10 protein-coding genes are annotated in these 12901 nt (G+C 59.0%); 9 read left to right on the plus strand and 1 reads right to left on the minus strand.

Annotation, left to right across the window (positions count from 1 at the left end; translation table 11 throughout):
- The first annotated feature begins 100 nt into the window (after positions 1-100).
- From mptB to QP909_RS05970, 5 genes are all read left to right on the plus strand, one after another.
- Complete coding sequence (gene mptB / locus QP909_RS05950; RefSeq protein WP_284766509.1) at positions 101-1825, plus strand: polyprenol phosphomannose-dependent alpha 1,6 mannosyltransferase MptB; 1725 nt, start codon at positions 101-103, stop codon at positions 1823-1825.
- A 6-nt stretch (positions 1826-1831) separates the two neighbouring features.
- Positions 1832-2761 (plus strand): ABC transporter ATP-binding protein, encoded by a 930-nt coding sequence (locus QP909_RS05955; RefSeq protein ID WP_284766510.1) that lies wholly within the window; start codon positions 1832-1834, stop codon positions 2759-2761.
- Positions 2762-2818: 57 nt separating this feature from the next.
- Positions 2819-3583: an ABC transporter permease gene (locus QP909_RS05960; protein ID WP_284766511.1), complete on the plus strand. Its 765-nt coding sequence runs from the start codon at positions 2819-2821 to the stop codon at positions 3581-3583.
- Positions 3584-3652: 69 nt separating this feature from the next.
- A complete protein-coding gene (locus QP909_RS05965) occupies positions 3653-4681 on the plus strand; it encodes a COX15/CtaA family protein (RefSeq protein ID WP_284766512.1) in 1029 nt (342 codons plus the stop codon).
- 64 nt (positions 4682-4745) lie between these two features.
- Entirely contained in the window at positions 4746-5723 is a 978-nt protein-coding gene (locus QP909_RS05970; RefSeq protein WP_284766513.1) for a quinone oxidoreductase family protein, read from the plus strand.
- Positions 5724-5808: 85 nt separating this feature from the next.
- Here QP909_RS05970 and QP909_RS05975 read toward each other — a convergent pair whose 3' ends face one another.
- Positions 5809-6753 (minus strand): heme o synthase, encoded by a 945-nt coding sequence (locus QP909_RS05975; protein WP_239277702.1) that lies wholly within the window; start codon positions 6751-6753, stop codon positions 5809-5811.
- Between the two features lie 348 nt (positions 6754-7101).
- Between QP909_RS05975 and tkt the strand changes: the two genes are divergently transcribed.
- The 4 genes from tkt to QP909_RS05995 all read left to right on the plus strand — a co-directional run bounded on the left by tkt (position 7102) and on the right by QP909_RS05995 (position 12869).
- Positions 7102-9174: a transketolase gene (gene tkt, locus QP909_RS05980; RefSeq protein WP_284766588.1), complete on the plus strand. Its 2073-nt coding sequence runs from the start codon at positions 7102-7104 to the stop codon at positions 9172-9174.
- A 27-nt stretch (positions 9175-9201) separates the two neighbouring features.
- A complete protein-coding gene (gene tal / locus QP909_RS05985; protein WP_284766514.1) occupies positions 9202-10287 on the plus strand; it encodes a transaldolase in 1086 nt (361 codons plus the stop codon).
- A gap of 99 nt (positions 10288-10386) precedes the next feature.
- Positions 10387-11919 (plus strand): glucose-6-phosphate dehydrogenase, encoded by a 1533-nt coding sequence (gene zwf, locus QP909_RS05990; protein ID WP_005328410.1) that lies wholly within the window; start codon positions 10387-10389, stop codon positions 11917-11919.
- 14 nt (positions 11920-11933) lie between these two features.
- Entirely contained in the window at positions 11934-12869 is a 936-nt protein-coding gene (locus tag QP909_RS05995) for a glucose-6-phosphate dehydrogenase assembly protein OpcA (RefSeq protein ID WP_284766515.1), read from the plus strand.
- Positions 12870-12901: the final 32 nt, after the last annotated feature.

Consider the following 12901-nt stretch of genomic DNA (forward strand, 5'->3'; position numbering starts at 1 on the left):
GTGGCCAACTCCCCTCATCGCCACGACTGGCGGCGCTGCCCACGCTAAAAGAGCGCCCCTGCTGGGGTTGAGACGGAGGATTCGCGTAAGGTCTTATCCCATGACAGGCAAATTCCGCGGCTTTCTTTCCGGCGTCAAGGCCGAGCTGCCGCAGCTGGGCACCGCTGGTTCTCGGTCTGCGCGACTGCACGCCGAGGACACCGGAGCCGCAGAACCTGATTCTCGTTTTGATTTTGTCCCCGCCAATGCGGATGGTCTAAAGCGCACCACCACCGCACAATGGCGGACATTTTTTATCCTGCGCTGGGTAGGCACAGTAGGTTCTCTGCTTATCGCCTTCGGCGCGTTAGGTGCCGGCGCTCTCCCTGTAGTGGGAAACCCCTATGACAACGTGCCCTTCGGCTCCCTCATGTCTCGCATGCTGCAGACCTCTTCTGCCATAGTCATGGTGGGAGTAGGCCTGTTGGTGGCCGCCTGGGTTTTTCTTGCCCCTTTTGTAGGCACGCCGCTGCGCCAACCCCAAGAAGGTGCCCTCACACCAGCGCGCGCCCGCCGGCTCGTGACCACACACCAGTTGTGGCGCACGTGGGCTGGTTGGGTCCTCCCCCTGATTTTTACTGCCCCGCTTTTTACCCAGGACATCTACTCCTACTTGGCCAACGGTTCCATCGTGATGCAAGGCATGGATCCGTATTCTGCAGGACCGGTGCAATTGCTTGGCGCGGGTAATGAGCTCGCCCGATCTGTACCGTTTATCTGGGCCAACTCCCCCTCCCCTTATGGCCCCGTAGCACTCGGGCTCGCTGCAGTAGTGAGCGCAGTTACCTCAAATTCCATCCTCTTGGGAGTAATCGCCCACCGGCTCTTATCCATCGCCGGCATCATGGTTGCTGGGTGGGCAATCAGCTGTCTCGCACGGCGCTGCCGGGTATCTCCAGAATCTGCCCTATGGCTCGGCATTCTCAACCCACTGACTATCTTGCACCTGGTGGGCGGAATCCATAATGAGTCCATAATGCTGGGCCTGCTCTTGGTAGGCATGGAGTTGGGCCTGAGGGGCGTCGACAAGCTAGAAGAGTCCACGCGCAGTGCCTACCTAGCACTAATTGCTTCTGGATTTTGTCTGTCCTGCGCCGGAATGGTCAAGGTTACCGGCTTTATCGGACTAGGCTTTGTGGGGATGGCGTATGCCCGCCACCTGATAGACAAGGACGGCGCATCACGCTGGAAAGCCTTGGCCTATGCCATTGCCCTGCAGCTAGTTATCTTAATTGCAAGCATTGCCCTTATTAGCGCCTTGACCGGCATTGGCCTGGGGTGGATCACGGGACAAGGCGGGGCGGCCTCCATCCGCTCGTGGCTTTCGACCTCCACCGCCGTAGGCGTGGGTACCGGCTTCATTGGAATGCTGCTGGGCCTAGGTGACCACACCGAAGCGATTCTCACCGTTACCCGTACCTTTGGCGTGCTGGTGGCAGTAGCTTTCATGGCCCGCATGCTCTTTGCAACGTTGCGCGGCCGCATCCACCCTGTGGGAGGGCTCGGCACCGCCTCCTTAGTGCTGGTTATCTTCTTTCCCGTCGTCCATCCGTGGTACATCCTGTGGGCGGTACTGCCTTTGGCTGCATGGGCCAACCGGCTTATCTTCCGTTTCTGCGTCGTGGCTTATTCGGCAGCTATGAGCTTCTTTGTGCTGCCACGCGGCCTCGGGTTGCCGCCCAGCACCATCATCGTCATCTATGTGTCGGCTGCCTGCACGTTTGCCGTCATTGCCGCCCTGTGGTGGGTTGCAGTGCGGCGCAGCGGAATCCGTGTCCTAAACTAATCCCACGTGAATTCCATTTCAGCCGATCGCCCAGCCCTCACCATGGACAACGTGGTGAAAAAATATGGCTCCACCACCGCCGTTAATGGTCTGAGCCTTAGCGTTACCGCAGGTGAGATCTTTTGCCTCCTTGGCCCCAATGGCGCTGGAAAGTCCACGACGATTGAGATGTCAGAGGGTTTTATCCACCCCACCAGCGGCACTATCGACGTTCTGGGACTAGACCCGAGTTCCGCACCGGACAAGGTGCGCGAAAAGGTCGGCATCATGTTGCAGGGTGGTGGTTCCTACTCCGGCATTCGCGTTTTGGAAATGCTAGAACTTTCCGCTAGCTACAGCGCCCATCCCCTCTCCCCGCACTGGCTACTGGAAACGCTCGGGCTTGAAGGAGTAGCCCGCACCCCCTATCGCAGACTCTCCGGCGGGCAGCAGCAACGGCTTTCCCTTGCCCTAGCAATTATCGGTCGGCCCGAGCTAGTTTTTCTCGATGAGCCCACCGCCGGCATGGATGCGCAATCCCGTTTGGCGGTGTGGGACCTTGTTCGAGCCCTAAGGCGCGATGGCGTCACCATCGTTCTTACCACCCACCTTATGGATGAGGCGGAGTCACTAGCGGACCGAGTGGCCATCATGGATCATGGCCAGCTAGTAGCCCACGGCACCCCGGCGGAACTTACCTCGCAGTCGGACTCGGCAGGCCTTAGTTTCAGCACCGATATCGATGTTGATGTGGAGGCTTTGGCTGAGGCTGGAATTCCGGCGACCAAATCCCGGCCGCTGCATTACCGCTTGACCCAAGCCGGCACGCCCGAGACGATTGCTACGCTTACCGCCGAACTTGCCCGCCAAGGAGTCCTGCTGCGGCGCTTAGACGCAGCCCACCGCAACTTGGAGGAGGTCTTCCTTGACCTTACCGGCCGCCATTTGCGCAGCTAGCTGCACCCTACGCCAGGACCGAATTCAATCAACTGCGTTGCGGAAAGAAGCCACCACATGAGCACTACCTTTAACACTGGAACCTTTACCCCGGCCCCCAAACGGGCCAGCGCCGGCGCCATGTTGCTCGCGCAAGGAAAGATGGAAGCAAAACTCATGCTGCGCCACGGCGAACAGCAATTGTTGAGCGTCATCATACCGCTGGCCTTGCTCATTGGCGCGGCCCACCTGGAGTCCCTCACCGGACATGGCTTGCACGAGGTATTTCCTATGGTGCTTGCAGTAGCGGCCACCTCCGCAGGCTTTACCGGTCAGGCCATTTCACTTGCCTTTGACCGGCGCTACGGGGCCCTTAAACGCACCGGCGCGTCCGGTGTGCCAGCATGGGCCATTATTGGCGGCAAGATCCTCGGCGTGCTCACCATGGTGGTATTCCAAATCCTCGTCTTGGGCATAGCTGCCTATATCCTGGGTCTCCGTATCAGCCCGGGCGGGGTGCTGCTCATGATCCTTTCGCTATTTTTTGGCGTTGCGGCTTTTACCGCCATGGGGCTGCTACTCGGCGGAACCCTCAGCTCTGAGGTAGTACTCGCACTGGCTAACCTCATCTGGTTCCTGCTCCTCGGCGTAGTCGGGTGGACCCTCTACTCCCAGGGCCTTGGCAATAATGGCGTCCTCAACGCAGTGCCGACTGTCGCCCTAGCAGGCGCGCTTACCGACGCCTCAAATTCCGCCTTCCCCAGCCTCGAGCTCCTATCCTTGTTGGCGTGGCTTGCGGTGACGTCGTTCGCGGCGGTCCGTTGGTTCCGCTTCGATGGCTAAATGTGACTTTTGTCCGGTTCCTTTCGAAACGAGAGGAATTTTTAGGCCCGAAATCTTCCGACTAGTAGGATGCTATGCGTGAATTACTGGACGAAGATCAAGCGCTTCTTTAAGGAAGCCGCCCCTACACTGCAACAGCAGCGCCTCATCGCGCTCATCCTTCTCTTGTGCCAGGGTGGCATCACCGTGTCTGGTTCCATTGTCCGCGTGACCGGCTCGGGATTGGGCTGTCCCACCTGGCCGGAATGCCAACCAGGCTCCCTTGTCCCTATGGAAGGCGCTGCGCCTGCTCTCCACCAGGCCATCGAGTTTGGTAACCGCCTGCTTACTTTCGTCGTAACCGCAGCGGCTGTCGCCGCCGTCATTGCCATGCGCATGGCGCGTCGCCGCGCAGAGCTCAAGGTATACGCCTGGCTCAACGTCGCCGGCATCGTCCTGCAGGCGATCATCGGCGGTATCTCTGTCCACCTAGACCTACGCTGGTGGTCGGTGGCACTGCACTTCCTACCTTCCATGCTCTTGGTATGGCTAGCGGCAATGCTCTATTCCCGCATTTTGGAACCCGATGACGGAACGCCACGCGCTCGCTTCCCTCGGGCGATTCGCCTCCTTGCAGCGGTCGCTACCGTTGCCCTGAGCATTGTGCTGATCACCGGCACGATGGTTACCGGTTCGGGCGTTCACTCTGGCGATTCCGGGGTGGGAATGGAAGGCCGCCTGCAGGTAGATACCGAAGCCATGGCTGTCACCCACGCCATGTGCATGTACGTCTACCTGACGCTAACGGTTATTACCGTCTTCCTGCTTTATAAGAACCGCGCACCTCAAGACGCGAAGAAGGCTGGCTGGGTCCTCGTTGTATGCATCCTCATTCAGTGGGCAGTAGGCGTTTACCAGTTCTACATGAGCATTCCGCGCTGGACTGTCCCCTTCCATATTGGCCTCTCCTCCTTCGTCACCGCGTATACCGCCCTCCTGTGGGCGCACGGTGTACGCCGCACCGACGGCACCGCGGATCTCATCACCGGCTCTCCCAGCGGCGATGAGAAGTACGCGGCGCGCCAAGCATCACTCGAACAAGAGCTCGCGACCGCTTAACCCGTAATACTCCCAGCCGGCCGAAGTACTGCACTCGGCCGGCTTTTTGCGCTAGCCTGACCATATGCACGCAATTCAGGTCACAGAAACCGGCGGACCAGAAGTACTTCGCTATACCGAAGTTCCCGCCCCCACCCCTAATGACGATGAGGTATTGGTGGACGTCATCATGGCTGGCGTCAACTACATCGATACCTATTATCGTGAGGGTATCTATAACGCGGCCACCCCGTTCATTCCCGGATTCGAAGGCACCGGACGCGTAGTCCACGACCCCAAGGGGGAAATTGCCGAGGGCACAATGGTGGCCTGGAACCAGGCTTTTGGCTCCTACGCTGAGCAGGTCTGCGTCCCACGCGAGGCACTAGTAGCGGTCCCGGATGATTTCCAGCCAGAGGTCGCTGCCTCTATGCTGCTGCAAGGCATTACCGCACACTATTTGGCGCATGGCGTTTATCAACTGGGTGAAGGCGCTTCCTGCCTGATTACCGCCGGCGCCGGCGGTGTAGGCCAGATCCTCACCCAAATGGCATCGTCGCTCGGCGCTACCGTCTATACGGTGGTCTCCACGGACGAAAAGGAAGAACTCTCCTACGCAGCCGGTGCGGATAAGGTATTTCGCTATGGCGACGGACTCGCCGAGCAGGTCCGTCGCTACAACGGTGATCGGGGTGTTGACGTGGTCTATGACGGCGTCGGCAAGGCGACCTTCCAGGAATCGCTCGAAGCGGTGCGCCCCCGTGGCACCGTTGCGCTATTCGGCGCCGCCTCTGGCCCAGTCGAGCCTATCGACCCGCAGCTGCTGAACAAGCATGGGTCTATCTTCCTCACTCGGCCTTCCATCGGTGCATGGACAGCCCAAGAAGGCGAGTTCCAAATGCGTGCCCAGGCGGTCGTCCAAGCTGTGATCGACGGCGATCTGAGCTTCAACGTCACGGCCTCCTACCCACTGGAAGATGCCGCTGCGGCCCATCGCGACCTCCAGGAGCGCAAGACTACCGGTTCCATTGTGCTGCGCGTCCAAGCTGGCGATAAAGCCTAAACCCACCCACGAACGCCAAAAGCGCGGGAAAAGCAGCTGTGCTTTCTCCCGCGCTTTCGCTTTATCCTTGGGTAATTGGGCGCAGTTAGAATAACGTGGCCGACCAGCCGAGCATCCGGCCTAGTGGCTCCCAGCCCAATACTGCGTCGATGGACAGCCCAATAAAGAGCACCGAAAGGTAGTTATTGGAGTAAATGAACAGTCGCATCGGCTTAACCTTGGCGCCGTTCTTGACTCCCTTGTGCAGGCGGATAGCCATCCACAGGAATACCGCGCCGGAGGCAAGTGCTGCGACCAAGTAAATCCACGATGCAGCGGGGACGATAAGTAGGGTCACGATAACCGTGCCCACGGTATACCACACGATCTGTCGAGTGACTTCCTTCTCATCAGCAACTACGGGCAGCATCGGCACGCCGGCCTTGCGGTAGTCTTCCTTGTACTTCATGGCCAGCGCCCACGTGTGCGGCGGAGTCCAAAAGAAGATGATGAGGAAGAGCACGATTGCCTGCCACCAGCGGTCAGGCTCTCCAGCAGGAGCGTTATCCCGGATAACCGCCCAGCCGACCATCGCGGGCATGCAGCCGGCCAAGCCGCCCCAGACGATATTTTGAGCATTGCGCATCTTCAAAAACTTGGTGTAGACGAAGACGTAGAAGAAGTTCGTCAAAACCACGAAAAAGGCCGCTAGCCAGGAATGGGCAAGGACGCCCAACCACAGCACGGAGATAATCAGCATTACCCAGGCGAAAATTGCTGCGTTCCGCTTGGAAATCGTGGCCCTTACCAGCGGGCGGGCCCTCGTGCGCTGCATTTTTTGATCCAGCTCGTAGTCCACGACGTTATTAAACGTGTGGGCGGCAGCAGCACCCATCCAACCGCCGAAAATGGTCGACACGATAAGCCAGATATTGTCTGAAACGGCCTCCACGCCGCGTTGTGCTTGGAGCATCGCCGGGATTGCGGCCACGAGGAGGAGTTCAATGATCCTCGGTTTCGTTAGCGCAAAATAGGCCTTGATGGTCTCCAAGGGATTCCTCCACTATCTGAACGTTGGTGAACTGTGCCCCGCACACTCCCTGCGCGCGGTCACCCATAGCGGTCGCACAGGCCCGTGAAAAAGTTCCAGTTCTCTCACTCACAATTTTCGGCGCAAGGGCGAAAGTCTACAGGCCTACGGCCGCTAGATTCAGTGCGCGCTTTAGCGCCCACGCGCACTCCACTTAGCCATGCCAGCATACCGTTTATGCCGAGCTTTCTATAATTGCGCACCGCCGGTTAAAAAATTACTAGACTGAATAAAGTTAAGTACTTTTTGCCTAGACGTAAGCGAGGCTTTCCTGTGTCGAAAGATAAGTTGTCCCCAGAACTCCAAACTATGGTCGAGCGCCGTTATCCGGAGGATTGGTCGGAGTTTGACACCCGCGCCGTCGACACCGTGCGAGTACTAGCCGCAGATGCTGTACAAAAATGCGGTTCCGGCCACCCCGGCACCGCTATGTCCCTCGCGCCCCTCGCCTACACCTTGTACCAGCGTGTCATTAACCATGATCCCGCCGATGTGCACTGGGCCGGCCGCGACCGCTTCGTTCTGTCAGTTGGCCACTCTTCCCTCACCCAGTACATCCAGCTTTACCTGGGCGGCTTTGGCTTGGAAATGGACGATCTCAAGCAGCTGCGCACGTGGGGATCGCGCACGCCTGGCCACCCTGAGGTGCACCACACCGATGGCGTGGAAATCACCACCGGACCGCTTGGCCAAGGCCTTGCTTCCTCCGTGGGCATGGCAATGGCGGCACGGAAGGAGCGCGGCCTTTTCGATCCTAAGGCACCGGCCGGCGAGTCTCCCTTCGACCACTACGTCTACACCATTGCTTCCGATGGTGACCTGCAGGAGGGCGTTACCGCCGAGGCCTCTTCCCTGGCGGGTACGCAAAAGCTCGGCAACTTGATTGTCTTCTGGGACGATAACCGCATCTCTATTGAGGACGATACGAATATTGCTTTCAACGAAGACGTGGTAGCCCGCTACGAGGCCTACGGCTGGCACGTCCAAACGGTCGAATCCGGCGAAGACGTCGTAGCCATTGAGGAGGCTGTCAAGGCCGCTCAGGCAGAGACCGAGCGCCCGTCCTTCATCCGCGTGAAGACCGTCATCGGCTACCCAGCCCCGAATAAGATGAATACCGGCGGCGTTCATGGCGCTGCACTGGGCGATGACGAGGTAGCTGCCACCAAGGAGGTCTTGGGCTTCGACCCCGAGCGCAGCTTCCACATCGACGACCAGGTCATCGAACATACCCGCAAGCTGCGCAAGCGCGGCGCCGAGAAGCACGCCGCGTGGCAGAAGCAGTTCGACGAATGGGCTGCAGCCAATCCGGAGAACAAAGCACTCTTTGACCGAATGCAGGCGCGCGAATTGCCGCAAGATTTCGACGCTGAATTGCCGGTGTGGGAACCGGGTGAGTCTTTGGCCACCCGCAAGGCTTCTGAGGCCACCATCCAGGCATTGGCCGCTTCCCTTCCTGAAATGTGGGGTGGCTCTGCTGACCTTGCCGGCTCCAATAACACCGTGATTAAGGGCGCAGACTCCTTCGGACCTGCGGCCATTACCACCGATATGTGGTCGGCTCAGCCATATGGCCGCAACCTCCACTTCGGCATTCGCGAGCACGCGATGTCTGCGATCATGAACGGTATTGCTCTGCATGGCAATACCCGCGTTTATGGCGGCACTTTCCTTATTTTCTCCGAGTACCAGTACCCCGCTGTGCGCCTGGGCTCGTTGATGTCTACCGATACGTACTATGTCTGGACCCACGACTCCATCGGCTTGGGCGAGGACGGCCCGACCCACCAGCCGGTAGAGACTCTTTCTGCCCTGCGCGCTATCCCGAACCTGTCCGTTATTCGCCCGGCCGATGCCAACGAAACCGCTCAGGCCTGGGCCGCAGCTCTCGAGTACAAGGCTGCACCTAAGGGCCTGGCACTGAGCCGCCAGGGACTGCCGGTACTGGAAGGCACCAAGGAAAAGGCTCATGATGGCGTGCGCCGTGGCGCTTATGTTCTGGTGGAAGAATCCAAGGAAACACCAGACGTGATCCTCCTCGCTACCGGCTCTGAGGTGCAGCTTGCTGTCGCCGCCGCTAAGGAACTGGAGGCCGCCGGAACAGCCACCCGCGTTGTCTCCGCACCGTGTCTTGAGTGGTTTGATGAGCAGGATGACGCATACCGCGAGTCCGTGCTTCCTAGCGAAGTCCAGGCCCGCGTTTCCATCGAAGCCGGCATCGCTATGCCGTGGCACAAGTACACCGGTTCTTTCGGCCGGACCATTTCCATCGAGCACTACGGCGCCTCTGCTCCTGCGAGCGAACTCTTTGAGAAATTTGGTTTCACCACTGCAGCGGTTGTTGAAGCGGCAAAGGAATCGTTCGCGGCCGTAAAGAAGTAGACCTCCAGGACTGGATAAGGAGTAATCATGAACCACATTTCCGAACTCGCCCAACTGGGAACCTCAACCTGGCTCGATGATCTTTCTCGCGAGCGCCTAGTTTCGGGCAATCTCAAGGAGATAATTTCCGCTAAGTCCATCGTGGGAGTTACCACCAACCCGGCGATCTTCGCCGCGGCGATGACCAACGGCACCGCCTACGACGCCGAGCTTTCCACGTTGAAGGAGGCCAAGGCCACCGCCGATGAAGCGGTGTACGCATTGGCCATCGAGGACGTCAAGAATGCCTGCGACCTCTTTGCGGATATCTACTCCTCTACTAACGGTGCGGATGGCCGCGTGTCCATCGAGGTCGATCCACGCATTTCTGATGATGCTACCGCCACCCTTGAGCAGGCGCGTGAGCTGTGGAACAAGGTTGATCGTCCCAACGTGATGATTAAGATTCCGGCCACGACCGGCTCCCTTCCGGCCATCGAAGATGCCCTGGCGGAGGGAATCAGCGTCAACGTCACCCTTATTTTCTCCGTGGATCGCTACCGCGATGTCATTGAGGCTTTCCAGACCGGACTCAAGCGTGCCGCCGAAGCAGGCAAGGACGTCTCCACCATTCACTCCGTGGCTTCCTTCTTTGTTTCCCGTTTGGATACCGAAGTGGATAAGCGCTTGGAGGCTATTGGTAGCGAGATTGCTCTGGCACTGCGAGGTAAGGCGGGCGTCGCCAATGCGCAGCGCGCCTATGCGCTCTTCCAGGACGCCTTGCTTAACGACGCCGACTTGCCCGAGGGAGCCCACCTCCAACGTCCACTGTGGGCTTCTACCGGCGTAAAGAATCCGGAGTACCCAGCCACCTTGTACGTATCGGAACTGGCTGGACCGCATACGGTCAACACCATGCCAGAAAAGACCATCGATGCGGTTCTTTCCGAGGGCAACCTTCACGGCGACGCCCTGTCTGATAGCCGCGAGGCTGCAGAGGGCGTCTTTGCCCAGCTAGAAGAGGCCGGCATTGATTTCGATGATGTCTTTGCAGTGCTGGAGCGCGAGGGCGTAGATAAGTTTGTCGCTGCGTGGGAGGAACTGCTTGCTTCCATTCAGGAGCGACTCGCGTAAACTAGCCGTGTGACTTGTGCCCCGCCGAGAATTCGGCGGGGCATTCTGCCGCTAAAATATTAGCGAGCTTAAAGCCCATAAACTCAGGAAGGATTCTTCGTGACCGACTCAGCCGCTTGGGTCAACCCCTTGCGCAATGCCAGCGACAAGCGATTGCCGCGAATCGCAGGACCCGCGGGCATGGTCATCTTCGGCGTTACCGGTGACCTAGCATATAAAAAGCTACTGCCCGCCATCTACGACCTAGCGAGCCGTGGTCTCCTCCCCGCTGGCTTTACCCTTGTGGGTTATGGTCGTCGCGACTGGGACAAGGTCGCATTCTGTGACTACGTTCGCTCAGCCGTCATCGCTGGCTCACGTACCGAGTTCAATGAAGATGTCTGGCAGCATTTATCCCAAGGCATCGAATTTGTGCAAGGTTCCTTCGACGATGCTGGATTCGATCGCCTTTCGGCGCGTTTGGGCGAGCTTGATCGCGAGCGCGGCACCGGAAGCAACTGGGCATACTACCTTTCGGTTCCCCCGGAATTCTTCTCCAATATCTGCCACCAGCTGGAGCGGGTGGGCATGGCCAACTCCGTCGAGGACTCGTGGCGCCGGGTAATCATTGAGAAGCCTTTCGGCCACGATCAAGAGTCTGCCCGCAAGCTCAATGAGATTGTCAACGCCGTCTTCCCCGAGTCCGCGGTCTTCCGCATTGACCATTATTTGGGCAAGGAGACGGTGCAAAACATCATGGCTTTGCGCTTTGCCAATCAAATTTTTGAGCCCATGTGGAACGCCCACTACATCGATCACGTCCAAATCACCATGGCCGAAGATATTGGCCTGGGCGGCCGCGCTGGCTATTATGACGGCATCGGTGCGGCTCGCGACGTCATCCAGAACCACCTGCTGCAGCTTTTGGCTCTGGTTGCGATGGAAGAACCCTCCTCCTTCGAGCCCGAGGCCCTGCAGGCAGAGAAGGTCAAGGTGCTGCGCGCTACCCACGCCGTGCACCCGCTAAATAAGACCACTGCTCGCGGTCAGTACTCCGCCGGCTGGCAAGGCTCCGAGTTTGTCAAGGGCCTGCGTGAAGAAGAAGGCTTCGATCCAGAGTCCACGACGGAGACCTATGCAGCCTGCACCCTGGAAGTGAACTCTCGCCGCTGGGGAGGAGTACCCTTCTACCTGCGCACGGGCAAGCGCTTGGGCCGCCGCGTGACCGAGATTGCGCTGGTATTCAAGGCAGCGCCAAATCAACCATTCGTTGACGGCCAGACCGATGCGCTGGGACGAAACGCCGTAGTCATCCGCGTACAGCCGGATGAAGGTGTCACCATGCGCTTTGGCTCCAAGGTGCCCGGTTCCACCATGGAGGTCCGCGACGTCAATATGGACTTTGCTTATGCTGAGGCCTTTACCGAGGAATCTCCGGAAGCATACGAGCGACTGATTTTGGATGCCCTCCTCGATGAGTCCTCGCTCTTCCCCACCAACGAAGAGGTGGAACTTTCCTGGTCGATTTTGGATCCCATCATCGATTACTGGGCCGAAGCTGGTCAGCCGGAGGAATACCGCGCTGGCACATGGGGCCCGGAATCCGCCGATAGAATGTTGCGCCGCCGGGGCCACTCCTGGCGCCGCCCATAGGAGGGACGCAGACAATGATTATTCCATTGCCCAACACCACTACGCGTGAAATCTCCAAGAAGCTAGTAGAGGCCCAAGAGCATTACACCCTTACTACCGGCCGAGTACTTACCCTAATCGTGGCTGCCCGCGAGGACGATGATCTGGAAAACATCCTGGCCTCCGTGCGCGATGCCTCCCACGAGCACCCGTCGCGCGTTCTGGTCGTCGTGACGGGCGACCCGCAGGCAGATACCCACCTGGACGCGCAGCTTCGCGTGGGTGGTGAAGCGGGTGCTTCTGAGATGGTTATCATGAAGTTGCACGGCGCCTTGGCAAACCAGGACGAGGCGGTCGTTACTCCACTGCTGCTTCCCGATACCCCCTTGGTCGCCTGGTGGCCTACCTTGTGCCCGCCCGATCCAGCTTCCAGCTCGGTGGGTAAACTGGCTCAACGCCGCATCACCAACGTTGCCTATGACGGACGCGTCACTGGCGAAGATCTGCGCACCTTATCCGCCGGTTACACGCCGGGCGATTCCGATATGTCCTGGGCCGCCATCACTTTGTGGCGCGGGGTCGTAGCCTCCGCATTGGACCGCCATCCTCACGAGCCCGTGCAGTCCGTCGAGGTGGCGGGCCCTGCGGGCCACCCAGCGCCAGACTTCGCGGCCGGATGGCTCCTCGATCGTTTGGCAGTCCCCGTCCACCGCACTGTGACCGATTCTCAGGAGCTGCACTTCCCAGTGACCCACTTGCGGTTTAATCGGGAAACGAGCCACGTCGACGTTGATGTCGTCGACGAGCGCACGGTGCGTGTGTGCGTTCCAGGTTCCCCGGATTCCTTGGTGAGCCTTAGCAAGCGCTCCCAAGCTGAGGTTCTCTCTGAAGAATTGCGCCATCTGGATGCCGATAAGACTTATGCGCAAGCGCTCCGTGCGCTCGCCCAAGTAGACTACAGTAAGCAGTAAAACGGCTTAACTCTGATTCTTTGCAAAGGATA

It is taken from the genome of Corynebacterium sp. MSK195, from assembly GCF_030228885.1.
GTDB lineage: Bacteria > Actinomycetota > Actinomycetes > Mycobacteriales > Mycobacteriaceae > Corynebacterium.